The organism is Gephyromycinifex aptenodytis (assembly GCF_012277275.1).
Classification (GTDB): domain Bacteria; phylum Actinomycetota; class Actinomycetes; order Actinomycetales; family Dermatophilaceae; genus Gephyromycinifex; species Gephyromycinifex aptenodytis.
In genome coordinates this window covers 932008-955325 of the sequence record NZ_CP051155.1, presented here as the reverse complement: position 1 = coordinate 955325, position 23318 = coordinate 932008, and the positions used below count along the sequence as shown (strand labels likewise).

20 protein-coding genes are annotated in these 23318 nt (G+C 65.0%); 12 read left to right on the top strand and 8 right to left on the bottom strand.

Annotated features, from left to right (window positions below; all coding sequences use genetic code 11):
- The first annotated feature begins 522 nt into the window (after positions 1-522).
- Positions 523-1077, top strand: coding sequence for an acetyl-CoA hydrolase/transferase C-terminal domain-containing protein (locus tag G9V96_RS15380; protein ID WP_404861436.1), 555 nt, complete (start codon positions 523-525; stop codon positions 1075-1077).
- Positions 1078-1121: 44 nt separating this feature from the next.
- Here G9V96_RS15380 and G9V96_RS04015 read toward each other — a convergent pair whose 3' ends face one another.
- Entirely contained in the window at positions 1122-1736 is a 615-nt protein-coding gene (locus G9V96_RS04015) for an isochorismatase family protein (RefSeq protein ID WP_168581879.1), read from the bottom strand.
- Positions 1736-3019 (bottom strand): nicotinate phosphoribosyltransferase, encoded by a 1284-nt coding sequence (locus G9V96_RS04010; protein ID WP_404861435.1) that lies wholly within the window; start codon positions 3017-3019, stop codon positions 1736-1738. The genes G9V96_RS04015 and G9V96_RS04010 overlap by 1 nt, the downstream gene beginning before the upstream one ends.
- A gap of 64 nt (positions 3020-3083) precedes the next feature.
- Between G9V96_RS04010 and clpS the strand changes: the two genes are divergently transcribed.
- From clpS to G9V96_RS03985, 5 genes are all read left to right on the top strand, one after another.
- Entirely contained in the window at positions 3084-3380 is a 297-nt protein-coding gene (gene clpS / locus G9V96_RS04005) for an ATP-dependent Clp protease adapter ClpS (protein WP_168581877.1), read from the top strand.
- Positions 3381-3980, top strand: coding sequence for a DUF2017 domain-containing protein (locus G9V96_RS04000; protein WP_168581876.1), 600 nt, complete (start codon positions 3381-3383; stop codon positions 3978-3980).
- Positions 3981-4301: 321 nt separating this feature from the next.
- Positions 4302-5207, top strand: a complete 906-nt coding sequence (locus tag G9V96_RS03995; RefSeq protein WP_168581875.1) for a transporter substrate-binding domain-containing protein — start codon at positions 4302-4304, stop codon at positions 5205-5207.
- Positions 5208-5336: 129 nt separating this feature from the next.
- Positions 5337-6164: an amino acid ABC transporter permease gene (locus G9V96_RS03990; RefSeq protein ID WP_226913461.1), complete on the top strand. Its 828-nt coding sequence runs from the start codon at positions 5337-5339 to the stop codon at positions 6162-6164.
- Between the two features lie 5 nt (positions 6165-6169).
- Positions 6170-7084, top strand: coding sequence for an amino acid ABC transporter ATP-binding protein (locus G9V96_RS03985; protein WP_168581874.1), 915 nt, complete (start codon positions 6170-6172; stop codon positions 7082-7084).
- A 198-nt stretch (positions 7085-7282) separates the two neighbouring features.
- On the opposite strand, the gene G9V96_RS03980 is transcribed toward G9V96_RS03985, so the two are convergent.
- From G9V96_RS03980 to G9V96_RS03960, 5 genes are all read right to left on the bottom strand, one after another.
- Entirely contained in the window at positions 7283-8089 is an 807-nt protein-coding gene (locus G9V96_RS03980; RefSeq protein ID WP_168581873.1) for a hypothetical protein, read from the bottom strand.
- A gap of 124 nt (positions 8090-8213) precedes the next feature.
- Positions 8214-10520: a hydantoinase B/oxoprolinase family protein gene (locus G9V96_RS03975; RefSeq protein ID WP_168581872.1), complete on the bottom strand. Its 2307-nt coding sequence runs from the start codon at positions 10518-10520 to the stop codon at positions 8214-8216.
- 24 nt (positions 10521-10544) lie between these two features.
- Positions 10545-12674, bottom strand: a complete 2130-nt coding sequence (locus G9V96_RS03970; protein ID WP_168581871.1) for a hydantoinase/oxoprolinase family protein — start codon at positions 12672-12674, stop codon at positions 10545-10547.
- Between the two features lie 33 nt (positions 12675-12707).
- Positions 12708-13136 carry an acetone carboxylase subunit gamma gene (locus tag G9V96_RS03965; protein WP_168581870.1) on the bottom strand — a complete coding sequence of 143 codons (429 nt, stop codon included), beginning with the start codon at positions 13134-13136 and terminating at the stop codon, positions 12708-12710.
- Positions 13137-13187: 51 nt separating this feature from the next.
- Entirely contained in the window at positions 13188-15101 is a 1914-nt protein-coding gene (locus G9V96_RS03960; protein WP_168581869.1) for a hydantoinase/oxoprolinase family protein, read from the bottom strand.
- A gap of 248 nt (positions 15102-15349) precedes the next feature.
- Here G9V96_RS03960 and G9V96_RS03955 point away from each other — a divergent pair, with 248 nt between their 5' ends.
- The 5 genes from G9V96_RS03955 to rdgB all read left to right on the top strand — a co-directional run bounded on the left by G9V96_RS03955 (position 15350) and on the right by rdgB (position 20388).
- Positions 15350-17206 carry a sigma-54-dependent Fis family transcriptional regulator gene (locus G9V96_RS03955; protein ID WP_168581868.1) on the top strand — a complete coding sequence of 619 codons (1857 nt, stop codon included), beginning with the start codon at positions 15350-15352 and terminating at the stop codon, positions 17204-17206.
- A 166-nt stretch (positions 17207-17372) separates the two neighbouring features.
- Positions 17373-18182 carry a glutamate racemase gene (murI, locus tag G9V96_RS03950; RefSeq protein WP_168581867.1) on the top strand — a complete coding sequence of 270 codons (810 nt, stop codon included), beginning with the start codon at positions 17373-17375 and terminating at the stop codon, positions 18180-18182.
- The gene (locus G9V96_RS03945) at positions 18179-18952 is read left to right on the top strand and encodes an MBL fold metallo-hydrolase (RefSeq protein WP_168581866.1); all 774 of its coding nucleotides are present in this window, start codon (positions 18179-18181) and stop codon (positions 18950-18952) included. Before murI ends, G9V96_RS03945 begins: the two co-directional genes overlap by 4 nt.
- A 63-nt stretch (positions 18953-19015) precedes the next feature.
- Positions 19016-19777, top strand: coding sequence for a ribonuclease PH (gene rph / locus G9V96_RS03940; RefSeq protein ID WP_168581865.1), 762 nt, complete (start codon positions 19016-19018; stop codon positions 19775-19777).
- A complete protein-coding gene (gene rdgB, locus G9V96_RS03935; RefSeq protein WP_168581864.1) occupies positions 19774-20388 on the top strand; it encodes an RdgB/HAM1 family non-canonical purine NTP pyrophosphatase in 615 nt (204 codons plus the stop codon). Before rph ends, rdgB begins: the two co-directional genes overlap by 4 nt.
- A 15-nt stretch (positions 20389-20403) precedes the next feature.
- On the opposite strand, the gene G9V96_RS03930 is transcribed toward rdgB, so the two are convergent.
- Positions 20404-22008, bottom strand: a complete 1605-nt coding sequence (locus G9V96_RS03930; RefSeq protein ID WP_226913460.1) for a helix-turn-helix domain-containing protein — start codon at positions 22006-22008, stop codon at positions 20404-20406.
- 250 nt (positions 22009-22258) lie between these two features.
- Between G9V96_RS03930 and G9V96_RS03925 the strand changes: the two genes are divergently transcribed.
- Positions 22259-23314: an ABC transporter substrate-binding protein gene (locus G9V96_RS03925; protein ID WP_168581863.1), complete on the top strand. Its 1056-nt coding sequence runs from the start codon at positions 22259-22261 to the stop codon at positions 23312-23314.
- The last annotated feature ends 4 nt before the right edge of the window (positions 23315-23318 follow it).

The following is a 23318-nucleotide window of genomic DNA, read 5'->3' as shown; positions in this document are numbered from 1 at the left end:
ATCCCGGATCGGGACGGCGTCGTGTACGAGACCTCCTTCGTCGGGGCGGGGATGCGCCGTAGCCCGCGACTGGCGTACCTGCCGGCCCGGCTGTCCCAGGTTCCGGTGCTGTTCAAGCGGTCGCTGCCGTTGGATGTCGTCATCGTGCACACCTCCACCCCGGTGGCTGGCAAGGTCTCCCTCGGGTGCGAGGTCAACGTGCTCCCGGCGGCAATCGCGGCCGCACGCGCCCGCGGCGGCCTGGTCATCGCTCAGATGAACGCCCAGATGCCCTACACCTTCGGTGACGGCGAGTTCGACGTCGAAGAGTTCGACGCCGTCGTGGAAGTCGACACCCCGATCGCGGTCGAGCCCAGCGTGACGCTGGTCGATGAGAACCGGGCGCAGAGCGCTCGCGCCATCGGCGACCTGGTGGCCGGCCTGATCAGTGACGGGGCGACCCTGCAGTTGGGGATCGGTGAGATCCCCGACGCGACGCTGGCAGGGCTGCAACGCAAACGCCGGCTCGGGGTGTGGAGTGAGATGATCTCCGACGGCATCCTGGCCCTGGTCCAGGCCGGGGCGATGGACCGGGAACGGCTGGTGACCTGCTCGTTCATGTTCGGTAGCCCGGAGCTCTTCGCGTGGGCCCACCGCAACGAAGGCTTGCGGGTATTGCGCACCGAGACGGTCAACGCGCCGGGGCGGATCAGCCAGAACCCCGGGATGACGAGCATCAACACCGCACTGCAGGTCGACTTGTTCGATCAGGCGAACGCGTCACGGATCGAAACCCGCATCCACTCCGGGTTCGGTGGCCAGACCGACTTCACCGTCGGCGCCATCCACGCCCCCGGCGGGCAGGCGATCATGGCGTTGCGTTCCTGGCACCCGAAGGTTGACGTCTCCACGATCGTGCCGCTGCTCGACCAGCCCGTCACCTCATTCCAACATTCGGCCGTGGTCACCGAAAACGGCATTGCCGAACTCATCGGGCAGGACGAGAAGGGCCAAGCCCGACACCTCATCGACCACGCTGCCCACCCGCGGGTGCGCGACGAACTGTGGGAAGAGGCCTACCACCTCGGCCTGACCTGATCCGCCACCGGTGTCCCCGTCGCCCGCGCGGCAGGGACACCGTCTCAGCTGTGCAGTACCGGTGAACCCGCCAGCTCGATGCCGTTCTCGCGCATGCGCGACAACGCCTGAGTGGTGCTCTCCGGGGCGACCCCGGCGGTGAGGTCGAGCAGCACGCGGGTCTCGAATCCCTCTTTGGCTGCGTCCAAGGCGGTGGCCCGGACGCAGTGGTCGGTGGCGATACCGACGATGTCGACGTGGGTTATCCCCCCGTCGCGCAACCAGTCGGCCAGGCCGACCTCGCCGCCGTCCTCGCTCGTCATGCCCTCGAACCCGCTGTAGGCCGCGGTGTAGGCGCCCTTGCGGAAGACGGCCTCGGTTTGGCTGATCGCGGGTCGCACCGCGGGGTGGAACTGCGCACCGGGGGTCTCAGCCACGCAGTGCGCCGGCCACCGGTCGACGTAGTCGATCTGTTCGGGGGTGGCACCGAAGTGCGCGCCGGGATCGATGTGCCAGTCGGCGGTGGCCACCACAGCCGCGTAATCATCTCTGTGCGCTTGCAGGTGTTCGCTGATGCGTTGGGCTACCCCGGCCCCGCCGGCCACAGCGAGGGAGCCCCCCTCGCAGAAGTCGTTCTGGACGTCGACGATGACGAGCGCACGCGAGGAGCTGAGATTCATCAGGGGGTTCCAATCACGAGGTGACGGTCGGGGGCCTCATCGATGAAGACGGTGGGGATGACCGGCTCGCCCTTGGACAACCTTCTGGCTTTGCCGGGCAGCTCGGCTAGGGAGGCGCGGTGGCGTTCCCGGGCCAGTTCGACGTTGTGTTCGCCGATGACCTCGCCGTCGCGGACCAGCTCGACCAGCAGTTGGCGGTCGTTGGCGTCGCCGTGCGGGCGCTCCCCGATACCGATCACTTCGGCGGTGGCGATGCCGTGCTCGTCCAGGCGACGCAGCGCGTACTTGCGCCCGCCCACGCTGGCCTTGTCCTTACTCGCCTTGGCCACCGCGATGAGTTCGCCGGAGTCGTCGGCGCGCAGGACCAGTTTGTAGACCAGCGAGGCTGTCGGCGCGCCTGACCCGGTGACCAGGGAGGTGCCGACGCCGTAGGCGTCCACCGGAGCCGCAGCCAGCGCGGCGATCGCGTATTCGTCAAGGTCGGAGGTGACGACGATGCGGGTAGAGGTGGCTCCGAGGGCATCCAGCTGGGCGCGGACCTCATGCGCTTGGGCCACGAGATCTCCCGAATCCAGACGAACGGCGCCCAGTTCCGAACCGGCGATGCGCACCGCCTTCTCGACTGCTTCCTTCACGTCGTAGGTGTCCACGAGAAGGGTGGTGTTGCGGCCGAGGCTTTCAACCTGCGCGGTGAAGGCATCCTCTTCGGAGTCGTGCAACAGCGTGAAGGAGTGGGCGCTGGTGCCCGCCGAAGGGATGCCGTGCCGGCGGGCTGCCTCCAGGTTGCTGGTCATCCCGAACCCGCAGATGTAGGCCGCGCGGGCGGCTGCCACTGCGGCCCACTCGTGGGTGCGTCGGGAGCCCATCTCGATGCAGGGTCGCCCGCCCGCGGCCATCGTCATCCGAGAGGCCGCCGAGGCGACCGCGCAGTCGTGGTTGTAGATGGACAGCGCGAGCGTCTCCAGCACGACGGCTTCCAGGAAAGTGCCCTCGACGATGAGCAGCGGCGAGCCTGGGAAGTACACCTCGCCCTCGGCGTAACCCCACACCGATCCGGTGAAGCGGTACTCGCGCAGATATTCCAATGTCGCCTCGTCGACGACCTGTCGGGCGGCCAGCGCGTCGATCTCGGCCGCGCCGAAGCGGAAGTCGGCCAGCGCATCCAGGAAACGGCCGGTGCCGGCCACGACGCCGTAGCGGCGTCCTTCGGGAAGGCGACGGCCGAAGAGCTCGAAGACGCTAGCGCGATGCCCGGTGCCCGAGTGCAGGGCAGCCTGCATCATCGTCAGCTCGTAGTGGTCGGTCAGCAGTGCGGTACTGGTCACGAGAGCAGCATATGGTGAGGGTGTGCCGTCGAGTCCTACCCAACAGCGAGAACAGTCCATCGAGCAGGAATTGAATGACGATGTGGATCGTGGCTGGGTCACCCTGGTCTGGAACGACCCGGTCAACCTGATGTCATATGTCACCTACGTTTTTCAGACCTACTTCGGGTACTCCCGGGCGAAGTCCGAGAAGCTCATGCTGGATGTTCATCACAAGGGCAAAGCCGTTGTGGCACACGGTCCGCGGGAGCAGATGGAGCAGCACACCGAAGCTCTGCACGCCTATGGCCTGTGGGCCACTTTCAGCAAGGACGACTGAGTGACCCACGGATTCTCCTGCGACGGTGAGCGGATCGTCGCCCGGTTCGAGGACGCCGAACTCGAATTGATGTCTTCGTTGTTGCGCCAGACGGCGGATTTGCTGGAGGACGCCTTCGCCCCCCAGGAGCCGACCTCGGCCGAGACCGGTTCGCCGGACACCTTCGAGGAGATGATGCGCGCCGCGGGCTTCGTGGCCGGCGTCCCCGAGGTACCGGCCGACCCGGCCGTTGCCCGGCTGCTACCCGATGGCCACCATGACGACCCGCTGGCTGCAGCGGAGTTCCGCCGGCTGACGGCAAGTTCGGTACGCGATCGCAAACTGGCGAACCTGCGAGCCGCCCGTGCCGCAGTCGAGTCGGCACAGGACGGCCTGGTGGACCTGGACCCGGACTCAGCACACTGCCTGCTCATCGGCCTCAATGACATTCGCCTGGTCCTGGGGGAGCGGCTGGGGCTGCGCACCGACGAGGACGCCGACGAGTTGGAGGCGCAGTTGGCCGGCTCGCCTTCGGACGATCCGTACCTGGGGTTGCTGCTGGCCTATGAGTTCCTCACCTGGCTGCAGGAAACCCTGGCCACGGCCCTGCTGCCTGACTGACAGTGGTGGGGGACAGCCCGCACGAAGAGAGTTCAGGGTGGCCGAATCGCCGTTGCGGCGGCACGCGGAGGAAGAGGGCACCCCGGGCCGTCATCGCCAGCCACAGCGGGTGCGTCGTCCGCAGGCTCCGGCCAGCCTCCAAGAGCTGCAGTAGCTGCCGCGAATGCCGTGGGCGGGCCGTCCCCTGGGCAGGTTCGACCGGTCAGCGCAGTGAGACGACCGTCCGGCGCGCCGGAGGTCACGAGTGGTGAACGAGGGGCGCGCTACCTGCCGTGGCAGTGTGAAGGTGAAAAGAAAGTTCGCCCCACCCCAGGAGTATCGATGTCCCTGTCACGTGTCCGTCTAATCCCTGTCATCACCGCCGCGGTCGGCGCGCTGGTCCTCGCCGGTTGCGGCGGTGGCGACAAGCCCGCCGACAGCGACGCCGCCGCGACCGGCTCCGCCTCGGAGTACAAGCTCGTCAAAGACGGAACGCTGACCGTGTGCACGCACATGGCGTACAAGCCGTTCCAGTTCAACGATGGCGGCAAGATCGTCGGCTTCGACGTCGACATCATGGATCTGGTGGCCAAGAAGATGGGCGTCACTCAGCAGATCGTCGACGTGCCCTTCGACCAGATCTGGTCCGGAACGGCCTTCCAGGCCGGTAAGTGCGATGTCGGCGCTGCCGGGATGACGATCACCCCCGAGCGTGCCAACAGCGTGCTGCTCTCGGAGGGCTACTTCGACGCCACCCAGGCACTCCTGGTCAAGAAGGGTTCGGGCCTGACGAACCTGGCGCAGCTGAAGGGCAAGAACCTCGGCGTGCAGACCGACACCACCGGTCAGAAGTACGGCGAGGAGAACAAGGAGGCCAACGGGTACACCACCGTCGTCTTCGACGACCTCCCGCTGTCGGTCAACGCAGTGAAGGCCGGACGGGTCGACGCCGCGATCAACGACAACGGTGTGCTGTACGACTTCGCCAAGGACAACCCTGACACCGAAGTCGTCGCCGAGTTCAACACTGGCGAGGAGTACGGCATCGCGGCCAAGAAGGACGACCCGGATGCCAAGAAGATCATCGATCTAGTGAACAGCACCGTCGAGGAAGCCAAGAGCGACGGCACCTACGACGAGATCTACAAGAAGTGGTTCGGCACCACCCCTGAGGTCAGCCAGGACGGCGGCACCACCCAGGCGCCTGCAGCGGAAGAGACCCCGCAGGCCTCCGCCAGCGCTTCCTGATCCCGTTCTCGGCTGTCCTGTCCCGCCTCAGCCGCCCCTGACCGCCTGCCGGCGTGAACGCGGCGGGAGTCGCCCTCACGGGTCTCTCGCCGCGTCTTCGCGTTCCATGCCGATGCCCTTGGAGGCCGCGTGTCTACTCAGAGCGCCCCACCCCGTCCACCTCGCCCGCGGCATTCACCGCGGCGTAGAGCCGCCCGAATCCGCCTGATCCAGTACGCCGTCCTGCTCCTGCTGCTCCTCGTGGCGATTCGTGCCGCGGATTGGCCGCAGGTCGCCTCGGTGTTCTTCCGCCCCGATCTCGTCGTCACCACTTTGCAGAACAACCTGATCGGTGCCTTTCTCAACACCATCATCTATTCGGCCGGGGCGTTCGCGTTCGGTCTGCTGTTCGGCACCGTCCTGGCCCTCATGCGGCTATCCCAGGTGGCGGCCTACCGGGTTCTTTCCGGGGTGTACATCGAGTTCTTCCGCGGTGTGCCTGCCCTGATCGTGTTCATCGCCTTCGGTCTGTTGCCGCTGGCCTTCTCCGGCATGGTCATCCCGTTCGACCCGTACGGCACCGTCTGGGTGGCCTTGGGCCTGGTTGCCAGCGCTTACATGGCAGAGACGATCCGAGCCGGGATCCTCGCGGTGCCCAAGGGTCAGGTCGAGGCGGCGCGCTCGCTGGGAATGAGCACCGGCATGGCGATGCGCAAGATCGTGCTGCCGCAAGCATTCCGAATCATCCTGCCGCCGTTGACCAACGAGCTCATCCTGCTGGTGAAGGACTCCTCGCTGGTTTATGTGCTGGGGCTGTCGATGGACGGCTATGAACTGACCAAGTACGGGCGCGACCTTGCCAATTCCGAGGCCAACCTCACCCCGCTGGTCATCGCGGGGTTGTGCTACCTCATCATCACCCTGCCTCTGACGTTCGCTGTGCGACGCCTCGAGGCTAAGAATGCGAAGGCCCGGTGAGCGTCATGAACGAATCACGCGATGTCATCCCCGAGGTGGGTGACGAAGTCGTCGTCATCAAGGACCTGCATAAATCGTTCGGGGATGTGGAGGTGCTCAAAGGCATCGACCTGGCCATTCGCAAGGGCGAGGTGGTCTGCGTCATCGGGCCCTCCGGGTCTGGCAAATCCACCTTGCTGCGGTGTGTGAACCTCTTGGAGTCACCCACCTCCGGGACGATCTATCTCGACGGTGAGGACATCACCCATCCCGACCACGACATCGACGCCGTCCGCACCCGGCTCGGGATGGTCTTCCAGCAGTTCAACCTGTTCCCGCACCTGTCGGTGCTGGGGAACTGCACGCTGGCTCAGACTTCGGTGCTGGGGCGCAGTAAGGCCGAAGCGGTCGCCAAAGCCCAGCACAACCTGGAGCGGGTGGGCCTGGGGGATCGCGGCGATGCCTTCCCGGCTCAACTCTCCGGTGGACAGCAGCAGCGGGTGGCGATCGCTCGGGCGCTGTCGATGGACCCCGAACTCATGCTGTTCGATGAACCGACCTCGGCCTTGGACCCCGAACTGGTCGGGGACGTGCTCTCGGTGATGCGTCTGCTTGCTCGTGAGGGCATGACGATGATGGTCGTGACGCACGAGATGGCCTTCGCCCGCGAAGTGGCCGACCGGGTGGTGTTCATGGACGCCGGTGCTGTCGTCGAAGACGGCCCGCCGGAGAAGGTCATCGGCAGTCCCAGCGAGGAGCGCACCCGTTCCTTCCTGCAGCGCGTTCTCGACCCGACCCATGTCGAGCCAGGCGCGGAAGACCTGGATTACGCCCAGCGGCACCGCACCAACCCCGCCGGCGTCGAACCGGTGGAGCTGCGGGAGTCCAAGCGTCGTCCTGGCCGCCGCCACGGGCACACCCCCGGAGGCGAGAAGGACTGAGCGCAGAACACGGATCCGGCGACGGGCGGCCCACAGCGCGGTAGACGCGCTGCGAGCCGCCCGTTCTGCTGGGAGCCGGACTGTGTAGGCAGTCTCAAGCATGTTCCGGTGTCGCTCGGCTCCGCAGCAGATGGCGGACCAGGCAGTCGGGAGCGGCCTGGCGTGGGGCGCCCCTTGCCTGGCCAGCCAACGGGCCCCTCAGCTGGGTAGCGCCGCAAGTTGCGCTAAGACCACCTCGGGGGTGGCCTGCGCCGGCAACTGAGTGAGCAACACATCATCAGACGGAATAGCCGCCGGTCCAGACCAGTATTCCCGGCCCAAGACTCCGATGCTCACGTCGCTGAGTGCGCTGTGCACTTCCGTGCCGCGGCGCAGAGCCAGCGCCCACTCGAAGTGGTCGGTGATATTACTGACGGAGGTGTATGTCGACAAGGACTCAGCCGCCGTCGCAGCTTCGCCCTCCTGCTCGGTGGCATCCAGGTGCACCAGCGCGACCGGTATCGCGCCCAGAGTCCCCAACCATTGAGCGATGTACATCGAGGCGCTGTCCGCGTGGTCTTCACTGACCTCCTCCAGTGCAGTCCCGGCAGTGGCGTGCGCCGCAGCGAGCCACCGGGCGGGCGAGGGAAGATCCAGGACAAGCGGCAGGCGGGTAGCCGAGGCCAGCGTGCTCAACGTGTGGACGACGGAGGCGGTGGTCGCGTCATGGCCGAGTAACGTCCGCAGCGCGAAACCGGCCCGGGACTTCACGCCCATCTCCTTGACCAACCCCGGCTCGGCTGCCAGGTGGGCACGGTAGAGGGCGCCGATATTCACCCACACCGCGTCGCTGCGCAGGAGAGCCTGCACCTGCCCGACGTGGCTGGTGAGAGCGGCCAGATCGAGCCACGGCACCGGGGATCCCTGACGGATCACCTGGCGGGCGTAGTCGTCTGAGTCGATGAGGAGGGGGCGGGAGCGCCCGCTGGGCGGGGCCGAGCAGAGCGTGTGTAGTGCGGTCGACATGACTCTCCGAACGAGGTGTAGGGATGGGCGTCGTGCAGGTTCACAGGGGTAACCGCTTGCTCAGGAACAGGTGCTGCAGCCGCCGAGAAGCGCGCGACTGCAGCACCTGCACCTCCTGCAGGGGCTATGCCCGGTGATTCACCGTCTCGTTGTGTTTCATCTCCAGCTCGGCGATGCGGGCTTCGAGTTTGCCGATCTTGACTTCGCGACGGTCCGGGACCATGACGATGGGCAGCTCCTTCAGCGGTGCCACCACTCGTTGCGGACCATCCATGGTGTAGACGGTGGCGGTGATGTCTTCCACGTCTCCCCAGGACCCGTAGTAGGGCAGATCTGCCGGCGGCTCAGGGGTGACGAACTCGGCGCAGAACTCCTCAAACGGCTTGCCACGCTCCAACCGGGCGGCGCGGGCCGCGGCGCGCGCCTTCTTGGTCTCCTCGACGTCGAGCCGGAAGGTCTTGGGATCGAAGTGAACCCCGAAGAGATCGTGAGCGACTTTGGTGCTGATCCGTCCGAGCTCGGCGTCCTTGACCACCGATTCGGGTAGTCGCTCTAGCGGGTCGCCGTAACCACCGCCAGCTCCTTGAGCGATCATGTACAGTTCGCCGTCCTTGGCGATGTCAAACTGCAAACCCATGTGGTAGGTCGAATAGCGACCGCCCTCGAAGGGTTGTTCGTTCATGACTTTCTCGATGGACAGGTCGAAACTCTTGTTGTCCTTACGGAACGAGTCATAGACGTTCACGCCCTTGACCATGGCCAGGGGATAGGTGCCACAGCCGTAGCCGCCGTACATGCCGTAGATCGAGGAGAACTTCGCTCCCGAGGTAACCGTCATGAAACCCCACTGTGGGCTTCCTTCAGCGGCCACGATCATTTCATAACCCATGCCGCCAGTGAATTTCCCGAAGCCCATGTTGTCTCGCACGAGCCGCTTCGAAACTAACTGCATGAAGGGGACTTCTTCTTCCATGACCTCTTGCTCAGCCGTGTCTGCCATGGCGCAGAAGAGCGGTGAAACCGCATCCTCCCCATCCTTGAACGGCTTGGCACCGCCTGGCATGCCGTTGAGGTCGGCGCACAGGTTACCCACCATGTCACCGTGCTGGGTGATGCCACCCCACAGGAAGGTGTTGATCTGGTTGAACCAGTTTGCCACGACATTCGAGTACTTCTTCTGCGTCGAGAAAGACATCCGGCCGTAAAGCGCCTGCATGGCCGAGAAGCCGCGGAAACTGGCCTGCAGTGACTGCCCCATGGGCGCGTCATAAGAAGCATCAGACCAGGTGCCCTCATCGGAGATGATGTCGATGCAGCTCATCGCGCTGGTGCAGCGAGGTAGGTCTGGCCACCAGAAAGCGAGGATGGCCTGCATCATCATGGACTTCACCGAGCACAGCGGGGAGTTGATGGCGCGGTTGAGGATCTCCGGACCGGAGCCTCGTAGATCGACGGTCATGTGATTGCCCTTGACTGTGATCTTGCAGGCCATCTTGATGAGAATGTTCTCTTTCAAGGTGGAATCCATGAACTGATCCATCCGGTAGACCCCGTCTGGAAGTTCACCGATCCGGCGTCGCACCTCGGCATCAACGTCTTCGACAGTTACCCGCAGCGCGCCGACGAAGGTGTCGACGCCGACCTCTTCGATCACCTTGTCGATGCGCTCCATGATTTTGCGAACAGCGGTGATCTTGACTTTAAGGTCGGCCAATTGCAGCTTGGGGTCCCGTACGGAGTGCTGAAGGAATGTCAGCAGGTCACGGCGAAGGTGGCCCTCCTCCACGATTTTGAAAGGGCTCATCCGCAGCCCGTCATCGAACGGGGTTTCCGAACCTGAGGGCATCCCGCCGGGTTCGCATGCTCCGTTCTCTCCTTCGTGGATGGTGGCCGCTACCCACGCGATGATCTCCCCGCCGTGGATGATCGGCATGATCATCGACTGGTCCGTGTTGTGCACGTTGCCGAACCGCGCGTCATTGTGGATGAAGCCGTCGCCGGGATTGACGCCTACAGTCGGCTCGTCCACCCAGTACTTCATGATGTAGCGGATCGGGTGATGCAGGATTGCGCTGAATGCGATCACGCCGTGGCAGGACAGGTAAGCCACATCCCCGGCCGCGGTGTAGATGGCTGTCGTGAGGTCACCCCATTTAGCTCCCGGCGCTGCGCCCTGGGCTTCGCACATCTCGTAGCCTTCGTCCAAGGCGCCGGCGATGCGTTTGCGGATCCGCTCTACCTGCAGGCGATCGACCCCGGCGGCCATGACCTGTTCTTCATGTTGCGTGCGGGGCGCGATCGAGTGGCTGCGCATGATCTCCGGGTCGGGTCCCAGGAACAGCGTTGTGTCGTCCATGAACTCGTCGACCCACTGTTGTTCCTGGGGCGTCAAGGTCTTCTTCGTGCTCTGGCCTTCGTCAATGGCGGTCATAGTTGTCTCCTCGAAGCTGAAGGGTCAGTCCTGCAAGAACCACACGGCGCCTTGGCGCGTGGGTTCGAGTCGCCAACCGGGTTCGACGAGGAACGTCGTGGTGTCGGTGGTGACGATGGCCGGGCCGGGGATGAGGCTCGTCTCCACGAGCACCGACTGGTCGTAGATGGGCACCTCGATGGCCTCACCTGAGCTGTTCACGTGCACCGGGCGATGGCCCACGTTGTTGGGCACGGTGCGCTCAGCGTCACTGGTCAGTGGGTCGAAGCGCACGACGTCGCCTTCGACGTATGAGGCCACCCGGATGGTGCTGCAGCGGATGCCCGCCTCGGGGGCGGCGCTACTGGCACCGAATCGGTGACTGTAGACATCACCGAAGGTCTTGATGACGTCCAACACGTCGCGCACACCGCTCATGCGGTCAATCTGCTCGAGCGCGACAGCTTGGGTGAGTAGTTGGTTGCCGTAACGCAAATCCAGTTCGAGTCGGTGCAAGACCTCGTCGGCGGAGAATCCCTGACGTACGAGGTCCTCGCGTCCGCGCGCCTCCAGTTCCTCCACGACGGAGTTGAACTCGTCGTACTTGTCGTACAGGGAGCGAGTGGTGGCGTTGTACAGAGTGATGTGCACGCCGCGCTCATGGAAGTGCAGTTGACGCATGTTTCCCGCACCGCAGGCTGAGAAGACAGAGCTGAACGGCGGCGCAAGGACTCGCTTGATGCCGGCGTGGCGTGCCACCCCGCAAGCGTGCAGGGGACCGTTCCCGCCGTAGGCAAGCATCGTGAAGTCTTCAGGAAGGTAACCGCGCACCCGCAGTTCTTTGCCGATCCCGATGGCCATCTGCTCATCGACGCCGTCCTTGATGGACCAGGCGATCTCCAGGACGTCCATGTCGAGTTCGTCGCAGAGGTTCTCTTCGATGGCGAACCGAGCCCGCTTCGGGTTGAGCTTGATGTAGCCGTTCGCGTAGTTGTCAGGGTCCAAATACCCCAACAAGAGGTCGGCGTCGGTGACGGTGGGTTTGAGCCCACCGCGGTCATAGCAGGCGGGTCCGGGATTGGAACCCGCAGATTGTGGGCCGATCTTGATGGCGTGGTGGATCCGGTCGTAGCTGGCGATCGAGCCGCCGCCGGCGCCCAGGGTGTCCAGGTGCACCATCGGCACACTGACCAACCATCGGTCGATGGTGGGATTGAAGTCGTAGTGCTTGACCCCGCCCTCGGGTACCAAACCGATGTCGAAGGAAGTGCCACCCATGTCGGTGGAGATGACATGCCCGATGGAGGTCTCGGTGGACAGGTGCTCGGCCGCGCCGACCCCGGCGATGGGGCCGGAGTGGATGGTTTGCAGCGCATCGGTGGAGTTCATCTGCGCCATGCCGCCGGAGTTGTGGATGACGAGCATTGGTCGCTCGTAACCCGAACCTCGCAGGTTGTCCGAGAGCTGGCTCAAGGCGTGGAACATGATGGAGTGTAGGAAGGCGTCGATGATGGTCGAGGTGGCGCGTACGTACTCGCCTTTTCGCCCTGAGACCTGGTGTCCCAAAAGAACCGGGATAGCGCCCAGTTCGTGTGAGGGGAACTCCTCCAGCAGGATCTCTTGGATCGCTAGTTCATGCGAAGGGTTCTCGGTGGCGTTCGTCAGCGACACCACCACTGCCTCGGCGCCGGCGTTGACCAGTTCTCGTACAACCTGCCGCACATCGTCGGGGTCGATCGCGGCGACGACCTTCCCTGCCGAGTTGACCCGCTCCTTCACGGAGCGGATGAGGTGGCGGGGCACGATGGGCTCGGGGCGTTCGGCTGCAGGTAGGTTCTGCTGCATTGAATAGTCGAGGCCTTCGCCGTACCCACGTCCGCGAGAGAGCGGAATGATGTCTTCGAAGCCGTGCGTGACAATCGCCGCGACCTTCGGGCCTTTGCGCTCGATGAGCGCGTTGGTGCCTAGCGTGGTCGCGTAACGCACCGAGTCGACCTCGGAGAGGACCGTCTCGCGGTCGATTCCGGCTCGACCACACGCCAGGTCGAGTGCTTCGTTGAAGCCCAGCGCAAGGTTGTGGTGCGTGGTCAGGGCTTTTGCTTCGACGTACTGGTCGTCCCAGACGAAGAAACAGTCAGTAAACGTGCCGCCGATGTCGACGGAGATTCGCTTCATTGCTACTCCTGGTGGTGAAGGTGACAGGCGGCGTTAGCGGATGTGGCCGATGGACTTCAGCGCTGCGGTGTATTTCTGGGCGTCTTCGCCTGGTCCGTAGACGTGCACTGCCTCGGCATCGGCGCCGCTGTCGGCCCACTGCGCACGCAGGGCGTCGACGTCGATGAGCATGTCGATCGTCGGCGGGTGACCCGGGGGTAGATATTCACATTCGATCTGCGTGGCGCACCCGGGGCAGTAGTACTCCAGGATGCGGCAGTACGTCGGGTCGGGAGAGAACGTGTATTCGTATCGTTCCGGATCGATGATCGGCTGGTGGATCTCGCGCGGATCACGGTTGTAAACCAGCGCGCCTTTCTTGTAGGTGTCATGGGCGTCGCCCATGTCCTGACTGCAAACTCTGCAGGTCCAGCGTTCGGTCTCAAGGTCGATGACGAGGTACTCGGTCATAGGGACGCGCATGGAGTTCCCTTTCGGTGAAGGCTTTGAGGAGTGAACCGGGGCAGCGGCGCGTCAGCCCTGGGTGTCGGTGAAGATGAGGTCCCTGGTGGCGGTTACCTGCATGCGCCATCCCGGAAGCAGCCGGGCTGTGAAGAACGGCCCTTCGACAATCGCCGGACCCTCCGCCTGGGCCCCGGGTGGCTGCTCGTCCAGTAGATAGACGGGCACCTGCTTCACCCCGTCGCTGTCGCGCAACGAGCGCTGTGCGCAGCTGACCGCTTCGACGGCTGGTACTTGCTGGTGGGCGTCCAACGAGGGGTGCGGCAAAGCCTTGGAGACGACCAGGCGTAGGGCGAGCCGGTTGCCCTGGGCGAACGTCTCAACCTCAGCGCCGGGAATGTATTCGCAGAAACTCAGCAGCTCCCCGTCCTCGGTCTCCGCCGATAGGTACCAGTGGAGTTCGCACTCCTCCAAGGAGTAACCCTCCTGGAACATGTCCCGCTCGGCCCGAACATAAATGTCGTCGTGGGTGGCCTCGGTCGCGACGCTGGTGGGCTCGGGGACGCCGACCTCATACGTCTTGCCGATGTCGGAAAAACTGATCCCGAAGGCAGAGAAGACGGCGGCCATCCGCGGAATGAGAACCCTGCTGATGCCTGCCAGGCGGGCTGCCCCACAGGCACTCATCGGGCCGGCGCCACCGAATGCTGCCAATACCGAGTCGGCGCGGCTGGCCCCCCGCAGACACTGTGCCATCGCCTCGAAGTACGCCTGCTCCATCCGCGTCAAAGCGGTGGGCAGGTCGATACCGAGCGGGTCGGCGATCTTCTCGGTGATGACCGCCTGCGAACGGGCCGGGTCCAGCTGGAACGTGCCATCCAGGTAGGTGTCTGGGTCAAGCACCCCCAGCAGCACGTTGACATCGGTAATCGTCGGATCGGTGCCACCCAGGCCGAAACAGGCAGGCCCGGGGGCCGCCCCGACCGAGCGCGGGCCGACGGTGATCTGGTCCCCATCCAGGGCGATGATCGAGGAGCCACCCACGCCGAAACTGTGCACATTGCTCATCGGGAAGGAGATAGGGACCCCACCGACCGTGCCACGACGATCGGTGTCGATCCGCTCCTCGTCGATGACGCCGACATCTGTTGTCGTCCCGCCAACATCCATCATCAGCACGTGCGGCAGGTCGTAGCTGCGCGCCAACGCCAATGTCCCTTCGAGCCCACCGCGTGGGCCGGAGGAGTAGGTCTTCAAAGCTACGGCCTTGGCTACCCGGGAGGACTGGCCGTCGTTGCGGTAGACCAGGAGCGGATTGCTCACCTTGAAAGTGTTGAGTCGGTGCTGGGCCCCGTACAGGAAGCCTTCCATCGTCGGGTGCAGGAAAGAGTTCACGACGCATGACCAGGCCCGACGGTGAGCGGTGCGGTCACCGATGAAGTCCCAGCTGTACAGCACCGGCACTGAACCCAGCAGGTGCCGGGGAAACTTACGCAGCACGATGTGCTTGATGCTCTTCTCGGACTCGCGGGACTTCCCGACAATGACGACCCGGGCGGCGCCGTCCGTCGTGAGTTTGTTCAGCTTCTGGACAAGGTCGAACTCGAGGTTCTCGGTGCCCAGCTCGATGTGGGCGACCTTGTTACCGATGAGGTCATCGAAGAGTTGCGTGGACCGGTCGCCCTGACGCATCTGCTCTACAAGGGCTTCGTCCTCGATGAGTAAACCGATGGGCGGCCCTTTGCGCTCCACGAGAGCATTGGTGCCCTGCGTTGTGGAGTAGCGAATGTGGGCTGCTTCGTGCAGCAACCGTTCGAGGTCGGCCTGCCCATACATGGTGGCGGAGGCTTTTTCGATGCCGTCGAAAAGGCACTGGGACAGGTCGAAGGGTGTGGTCAGTGTCTTGGTGAAGGTGAACTCGTCACCGTCCCAGACGCAGATATCGGTGAGCGTTCCACCGTTGTCGATATTGATGAGTGTGTCCATGCTGCTCCCTATGGTTCGCCGCGGCCGGGGGTGCCGCGGACTCCATGCGCCCGCACGCTGCATAAATAAGCGACGTTGCCCAGGGTGGTGGTGGCCACCTGGCGCTTCCTTAACAGTGGAGCCGTCTTAACTGATACGGGTGTCTCAAGTTGGGACACTCCAGGGGGTTGGTGATGCGGCCGCCACCGCGCAAAGTAGGAACCGACGAGGCAACGACGCCCCGCCGTGGATCGCTAAGGAGCTGAACTGTGCCCGACTCACAAAACCGCATCTTGAGGGTGGCAGCAGCTCGGGCCGACTTCCTGGAGTCGGGCTTGCCGGGCGCGGCGGGAGTGCCGGATCTACTGGCAGCTTCCTGGGTCCGCAGTCGCGTGGCTGGTGTGAGCAGCCAGAACCCCGATGCCGATTGCGCTGATGTCGACACCGGCTCGCGGCTGTCTCGCTGCGCTGCGCCAGTGATCGAGCAGCTCGCCAATGACTGCACCGATCTGCCGTTGGCTATCGCGCTGACGGACAAGCATGCAAGAGTGCTGAATCGGGTCGACATGTCGGCCGCGGTGGGGCGGCTGTTGGACCGGGTGGGCTTCTCGCCCGGCTTCAACTACGCCGAAGGATCGATGGGTACCAACGGGGTCGGCACCGTGTTGGAGGCGGGTCAACCGGTGTCCATTGTCGGCCCTGAACACTTCACTGAATCGCTGCAGCCCTTCGCTTGCACGGGGGCGCCCATCATCGATCCGCTCACGGGCCGGGTGGAGGGGATCCTTGATCTGTCCACCGTTGCACCCTCGTGGAATCCGCTCATGCACACCCTTGTCAAAAGCGCAGCCAAAGATATCGGGCGCAATATGCTTCTGGACCGCGGACAGTCACAGCAGGCCCTCTTCGAGACCTACCTGCGAGTCGATTCCCGAGCCGGAAGGCAAGCGGTCTTCGCCTTCGCCGAGTCCATCTTCATCGCGAATTCTGCGGCTCAGGGTTTGTTCTCACCTGCGGAACAACTCGCGATCCGGGAGCATGCCACGTTTTTGTTATGCGGCCGGGATCGTGTCGCCGATGTCATGACCCTTGCCAGCGGCCGCGCAGTACAGATTCGCGGCACTCGGCTGCTTTCCGGTGGTGACACCGCGGGGGTGGTGGTCCTGGCCACCGAGGTCGGCAGCAGCGGTCGCGCCATGGAGAAGCGAGCCGCCAGGGCCGAGTTCGCGGATGAGATCTTGCCCTCCGCAGCGGTAGCCAACTCCGGCACCGGTCGGCTGATCGACGACCTGCGACGGCCGCACGAGCCGATTGCCGGCGGATCCTCACCGGCGTGGCTGCGTGCCTGCGAAGAACTCAAGCAGGCAATGAGCGCGCAGACCCCGACCATCGTGGTGGGGGAGACCGGATCGGGCAAGTTCACCCTGGTTGCTGAGCTTTTCCACGCTGAACACGGCGGGGGACGCAGCATCTGCATTGACGCCGATCAACTGAGTAGTGATGGGCTGATCGATCTGGACGCCATCTTGGACGGTGCGGTGACGCGAACCTTGTGCATCGTGCGCAACATCGACTGTGCTGACACCGACGGCGTGGAACGTCTGGACAATCTTCTGCTTGCCATCGAGCGCTCTCGTTCTCCGGTCTCGGTGGCAGCCACCCTGTCCGGTGCGAGTTTGGACTCTGACTTGCCGTTTCACACTGTTATCGGGCACTTCGAGGTGAGCGTGAACGTCCCGCCGCTGCGGTGCCGAACCGAGGATCTGCCGCACATCGTCACGCGAATCTTGGCCGACGTCGCGCCCCATCGGCGGGTGCGGCTCTCCCCGGGCGCGCAGCGTGTGATCGCCCGATATACGTGGCCGCGAAACGTGGCCCAGTTGCGTGAGGCGTTAGTGCACGCGGTGCGGATCCGGCCGGTTGGGGAGATCCAAGAGGAAGATCTACCGACCTATTGCCATACGGCCCCTCGCAAGCAGCTGAGCGTGCTGGAGGCAGCCGAGCGCGACGCCATCATTGAGGCGCTCAACGCCGTCGGCGGCAACCGGGTCGCGGCTGCCGCCCGGGTGGGGATGTCGCGCAGCAGCCTCTATCGCAAGCTGAAGGTGTACGGCATCCAGGTGTGAGATCAGATGGCGCCGGCCAAGCACTCAGCGCACCCAGGCGAGGGCTGCGGCGGGGCCTGCTCGCCGGTGACCCTCGACCTCCAGCACAACCAGGGGTGATCACAGCCATAGCGCGCGGGTGAACGCCCCTGCGAGCCGGCCCGTGCCGAGCGCCTATCCTGCCTGTGTGGCAGGCGAAGCACCGATCGGCATTTTCGACTCTGGGTACGGCGGGCTCACCGTGGCCCGTTCTGTTCTGGACCAACTTCCGGCGGAGGCTGTCTCCTACCTGGGCGACACGGCACGCGCACCTTATGGTCCGCGCCCGATCGCCCAAACCCGGCGATTCGCGCTCGAATGCCTGGACTCGCTCGTGGACTCTGGCGTCAAAGCGCTCGTCATCGCCTGCAACACCGCCAGCGCGGCGGTATTGCACGACGCGCGGGAACGTTATGACGTGCCCGTCGTCGAAGTGATCCGACCAGCCGTGCGCAGGGCCGCGGCGGCCACCAGCAACGGAATCGTCGGTGTGATCTCCACTGAGGGCACGCACCGTTCGCACGCCTACCCGGACGCCTTTGCGGCGGCTCCGCAACTGCAGGTCGTCTCTCGGGCATGCCCGAGGTTTGTCGAGTTCGTCGAAGCCGGGGTCACTGGCGGCCCGGAACTGTTGAGCGTGGCCCGCGAATACCTCGCGCCGATGAGCGAAGCCGGTGTCGACACCCTCATTCTCGGCTGCACCCACTACCCGCTGCTGACCGGTGTCATCAGCTACGTCATGGGCGACCTGGTGACTTTGGTGTCCTCGGCCGAGGAGACCGCCAAAGACGTCTACCGGGTGCTGGCCGATAGCGGCGAACTGCGCGACCACGACGCCCCGCCGCCCGTGCACCGTTTCCGCACCACCGGCGACCCCGAGGAGTTCCGGCGCCTCGCCCGGCGCTTCCTCGGCCCCGAAGTTGGCACGATGAACGTTGAACAAGGAGGGGTGGCATGAAGGTGAGCGTCGTGGGTTGTTCGGGGTCGGCTCCCGGCCCGCAGTCGCCAGCGTCGTGCTACCTCGTTCAGGCCCAGCACGAGGGACGGCAGTGGAGCATCGTGCTGGACCTGGGCAACGGGTCGCTGGGGCCACTGCAGAGTTTTCTTGACCCCAGAGCCTTGGACGCCGTCGTGCTGAGCCACCTGCACCCCGACCACTGCCTCGACGTCTGCAGTCTCTATGTGGTGCTCAATTACGCTCCAGGTCAGCCGCGCGCGCAACGGCTGCCTGTCTACGCCCCCGCCGGCGGGGCCGAACGCCTCGGGCGGGCCTACGGTGTTGAAGGGCCTGAGTCCCTCGGGAGCCGCATGTCCTTCAACGTCATCAGCGCCCGCGAGTCCTTCGCGGTCGGCCCTTTCCAGATCACCCCGATCCCCGTCTACCACCCCGTCGAGGCGTACGGCTTGCGCGTTGAGGCCGACGGTCAGGTGTTGGCCTACACCGGCGACACCGACTATTGCCCCCAGCTGGCTGAACTGTGCGCAGGGGCCGACCTGGTCCTTGCCGACTGTGCGTTCGTGGACGGGCGGGACGAGGCGAAGGGCATCCACATGAGCGGCTCGAAAGTCGCCAGGGCTGCGATCGAGGCAGGCGGTGTCCGCCGCCTCATGCTCACCCACATCCCGGCCTGGAACGACCCGCAGATCTGCCACGACCAGGCGGCGCAGGTCTGGCCCGGTGAGGTGGAGTTGGCGGTTGCAGGCGCGGTGTACGACCTGGCGCAGTAACAGGAGGCGCCGGCTGCGGCACGCGAGGTCGGCACTGGACGACTGCCACCGTAGGCTGACGCCATGACCAACACCTCCTCGCCGCGTCACGACGGTCGCGCCCCCGATGCGTTGCGCGAAATCCGCATCACTCGCAACTGGCTGGACCACGCCGAAGGCAGCGTCCTGGTGGAGTTCGGCCGTACTCGCGTGCTGTGCGCCGCGTCATTCACTGCCGGGGTGCCGCGCTGGCGTAAAGGCAGCGGGTTGGGTTGGGTCACTGCGGAGTACGCGATGCTGCCGCGCTCGACGAATACCCGCAGCGACCGCGAATCGGTCAAGGGCAAGATCGGTGGCCGCACCCACGAAATCTCCCGCCTGGTGGGGCGCAGCCTGCGCTCGGTGGTCGACATGAGCATGCTGGGGGAGAACTCGATCGTGCTGGACTGCGACGTGTTGCAGGCCGACGGCGGCACTCGCACGGCGGCGATCACCGGCGCGTACGTGGCACTGGCGGACGCCATCAACCACGGCCGCAAGGCCGGTCTGGTCTCGGCCTCGGCGCAACCGCTGACCGGTTCGGTCGCGGCTGTCAGCGTCGGAGTGGTCAATGGGGCTCCGGTGCTCGACCTGGATTACGTCGAGGACGTCGACGCCGGAACCGACATGAACGTCGTCATGACCGGCGACGGACGCTTCATCGAGGTGCAGGGCACTGCCGAAGGCGCGCCGTTCGACCGCACCGAGCTGGGCTCCCTATTGGACCTGGCCACCATCGGATGCGCCGAACTGACCCGTATCCAGCAGTCCGCGCTGGAAGCTCCCGCCCGGGAGCGACAGGCATGAGCCGGCGCATCGTCCTGGCTACCCGCAACGCGGGAAAGGTCCGGGAGCTACGCGAGATCCTGGCGCAGGTGCTGGGCCGGCTGGACTGCGAACTGGTCGGGGTCGATGAGTTCGCCGAGTTGGAGGACGTCGCCGAGACGGGGACGACCTTCGAGGAGAACGCACTGTTGAAGGCCCGATACGTGGCCGAAGCGACGGGTCTGCCTGCGTTGGCTGACGACTCCGGGCTTGCCGTGGATGTGCTCGGCGGGGCGCCGGGGGTGTTCAGCGCCCGCTGGTCCGGTCGCCACGGCGACGACGCTGCAAACCTGAACCTGCTGCTGGCGCAGGTCAGCGACGTTCCCGAGGACCATCGCGGTGCAGCGTTCGTCTGCTGCGCCGCCCTGGTGCTGCCCGATGGACGAATCGCCACCCGCGAAGGCCGTTTCCCGGGAAAGCTGACTCGGGAGCCTCGCGGCGAAAACGGGTTCGGCTACGACCCGATCCTGCAAGTGGCCGGTGACACCCGCACGGCAGCGGAACTGCCGCCTGAGGAGAAGAACGCCATCAGCCATCGCGGAAAAGCGTTTACGGCCCTGGCGCAGGACATCGAGGCACTGCTGGGCGCATGAGGTCCGCTGCGTCGCTCACCGAACGATGAGGGCCTCTTTGCTGTGCAGCCACCCGTTGCGGCGGTAAGCAGTCGGTGACATCCCATGGGCCTGAGTGAAGACCTTGGTCAGGCCCGAGGAGTGGGCATAGCCGAGCCGTCGCGCGATCTGGCGGACACTTAAACCCTCCTCGAGGTACTGACGCGCCAGAGTCATCCGGACCTGGGCTCGCCACTGCGGATAACTCTGCCCCGTAGCGCGTGCGAAGGCGCGCTCGAGGTCGGCCGGATCGACCCCGAGCGTGCACGCCCAGTCCGAGAGGGAGCGTTGCTGGGCGGGATCACGGCGAACCGCATCAATGATGGTGGCCACACTGCGCCCGGCAGGGCCGGCGCTGAGGCGGATATCGGGGATGTTGACGCTCTCCAGGAAGAGCCTGGTGATAGCGCTGGCATCATGCGATTCCGGACGTACCAGGCTGTAGTTGGCCACGATGGTATGGAGCAGGTAGGCCTCGGCCTCGCGAGGGAAGCGACGAACCAATAGCTCGGGTCCGGCGTCGATCGAGGTTGCGGGCCTGGACCCGAGGGGCAGCAGCAGAGAATCGGGGTGGATCGTGAGGCTGTGGGGGACGCCTGCGGGTAGCCACAAGGCCTCCCCGCGACGTAGAGACCTGTCCCGGCCGGCGACGCTCGCCCGCGCGGAACCCTGATAGAGCCACACCAGAACGTGAAAGTCATTCACTCTCTCCCAGGTCTGGGTCTGGGGGACCTGTGGTGGGCAGCCCGCTAGTACCAGGCGCATGCGCTCTCCACGCTCGCGCTCGTCATGGGCCACCAGGTCGGTAGGGGACTCCTGCGGCGGCTCAGGGGTCTGACCCGAGCGTGATCTTCTGTATTCGCCCGGGGTCATCCCTGTCGCGGCGCGAAAGGCCTTCGTGAACCCGGCGGGCGTCGCGAATCCCACCAGGCGCCCGGCCTCACCAGGGGTTCGCCCCATCCGTAGATAGTCCGCAGCAGCCGCCACCCGCACGGCGGTGCGCCACCTGCCGAACGCTAGACCGGTCTCCAAGAGGAACTGCTGATGCAGGGTCCGCACTGCGACATTGACCGAACGGGCGAATTGGTCGGCGTCGGACTGTTGCTCAGGCGCCCGCAGCAGCGAGCGCGCGACCCGCAGCGCCGCGGGTGAGTTGGGCATCGGCGGCAGACATACCTGCGCGGGGCCAGGGATCGGCCCTGATGCTCGGGGGGAGGCGACCAGATCGAGCAGGCTGGTCGAAGAGGTCGCACCTTTGAGATAGCCCATACTCCTGGCGAATTGGTAGACCAACCAGGTCGACCAGGCATCGGCGATCTCGATCTTCTCCACCCGGCTCAAGGTCTGAGGTGGGCAGGCTCCCAGGAAGATAGGCAGGACCACCGAGTCGGGCGCGACCCGCAGGTCGTAAGCGAGCCCCGCCGGAATCGCCAGGCCCGTCCCGGAGCCGATGACATGCCTTCTGCCCTCAACCCGCACCGATGCGACCCCGCGGTAGACCCATAACAGTGCCGTCTCACGTGCGTTGGCGTAGGCGGACGCGCGGGACTCGGGGATGGGCGGAACACCCGTCGCGGTCATCAACGCTCGCAGTCTGCTCACCGTCCTCGCTGTATGCCACCCGTGCAGTCTGGGATAACCGCGCTCGACAAGGTGAGGCTAGCCTAATCAATGGTCACCGGCCATTCCGCGCGGGGTCGCACCTATTCCGCTGACGGTGGGTGAAATCGAACGGAGCCGTTGGCCTTTTCTGTTCCCCAGCGCAGGTTCTGCCGGTTGCGAGATAGCTGCCGGCGCGGTGCGCCATATGCGTCTGCCTATGCGTAACCACTCGAACAATGAAAGGCATTTCATGACACGCACAAAACGGCCGAGAGTCGTCGGCCTGCTCGGCGCTGTGCTGAGCGCGGCGATGCTTCTGTCCGCCTGCGGTACGCAGGCCGAGCCCGAAGCTGCACCTGCCACGAGCGCATCGCAGCTGATGCCTGCGGCTGAAGGTCACACGAAATATCCGCTCACCCTCACCTCTGAATACGGGGAGACGGTCCTGGAGGAACGGCCTGAGCGGGTTGCGGCCATCGTCCCGAACGCAATCGACACGGAGCTGCTCATGTCGCTGGGGGTCACCCCCGTGCTGAGCTCGAAATTCGTCAATGAGGGCGGCTATCTCGATTCTTACGGTGCAGGCAAGCTCACCACCTATGACTACGTCATGGGTGAGGACATTCCCATCGAAGCGATCGCGGCGAGCAAACCCGATCTCATCGTCGCCGTCGGTTGGGTCCCCGGTTATGGGGAATTGCGCGACTATTACGACAAGCTGTCGACGATCGCCCCGGTCGTCACCAGCCCTAAGACGACCCAGCGAATCATTCAATGGCAGGACTCCATTCGACCGCTGGGGGAGGCTCTCGATCTTTCGGACGCGGCCGAGAAAGTCATCAAGGACCACGACGCGCGGTTCGCGAAGATTCGGCAGGAGAACCCGCAATTCTCAGGGCTGACTGCCTCGTGGGCGATCTACTACGGCCCAGGCTCGGGGTTGCAGTACTTCTCGCAGCAGGGTTCTGCCCCGGCAGCATTCCTTCGCGATCTGGGGTTCAGCGAGAACCCGCTCGCGGCAGAGTTCGCAAACGACACCAAGGTGAGTGACGAGCTGCTGTCCAAGATCGATGCCGACGTGCTGGTCCTGGGGCAGAGCGCCAAGGCCAGCGAGGCGGACATGACAAAGCTCACCAGTCGCGACCTCTTCCAGAACCTGCGCGCCGTCTCCTCCGGTCACTTCGTCCGGGTGCCCCCGAAGACCGACGACGGTGGCGACCTGCTCTGGGCGATCACCAGTGGTGGCCCGATCGGCAACGCCTGGGCCGCAGAACACCTCGTCCCAATGATCGCCGACGTCCTGTAAGGAC

Coding starts and splice junctions, on each gene's coding strand:
- G9V96_RS15380 (WP_404861436.1), top strand. CDS start 523: ATGATCTCCGACGGCATCCTGGCCCTGGTCCAGGCCGGGGCGATGGAC.
- G9V96_RS04015 (WP_168581879.1), bottom strand. CDS start 1,736: ATGAATCTCAGCTCCTCGCGTGCGCTCGTCATCGTCGACGTCCAGAAC.
- G9V96_RS04010 (WP_404861435.1), bottom strand. CDS start 3,019: ATGATGCAGGCTGCCCTGCACTCGGGCACCGGGCATCGCGCTAGCGTC.
- G9V96_RS03995 (WP_168581875.1), top strand. CDS start 4,302: ATGTCCCTGTCACGTGTCCGTCTAATCCCTGTCATCACCGCCGCGGTC.
- G9V96_RS03985 (WP_168581874.1), top strand. CDS start 6,170: ATGAACGAATCACGCGATGTCATCCCCGAGGTGGGTGACGAAGTCGTC.
- G9V96_RS03980 (WP_168581873.1), bottom strand. CDS start 8,089: ATGTCGACCGCACTACACACGCTCTGCTCGGCCCCGCCCAGCGGGCGC.
- G9V96_RS03975 (WP_168581872.1), bottom strand. CDS start 10,520: ATGACCGCCATTGACGAAGGCCAGAGCACGAAGAAGACCTTGACGCCC.
- G9V96_RS03970 (WP_168581871.1), bottom strand. CDS start 12,674: ATGAAGCGAATCTCCGTCGACATCGGCGGCACGTTTACTGACTGTTTC.
- G9V96_RS03965 (WP_168581870.1), bottom strand. CDS start 13,136: ATGCGCGTCCCTATGACCGAGTACCTCGTCATCGACCTTGAGACCGAA.
- G9V96_RS03960 (WP_168581869.1), bottom strand. CDS start 15,101: ATGGACACACTCATCAATATCGACAACGGTGGAACGCTCACCGATATC.
- G9V96_RS03945 (WP_168581866.1), top strand. CDS start 18,179: ATGAAGGTGAGCGTCGTGGGTTGTTCGGGGTCGGCTCCCGGCCCGCAG.
- rph (WP_168581865.1), top strand. CDS start 19,016: ATGACCAACACCTCCTCGCCGCGTCACGACGGTCGCGCCCCCGATGCG.
- rdgB (WP_168581864.1), top strand. CDS start 19,774: ATGAGCCGGCGCATCGTCCTGGCTACCCGCAACGCGGGAAAGGTCCGG.
- G9V96_RS03925 (WP_168581863.1), top strand. CDS start 22,259: ATGACACGCACAAAACGGCCGAGAGTCGTCGGCCTGCTCGGCGCTGTG.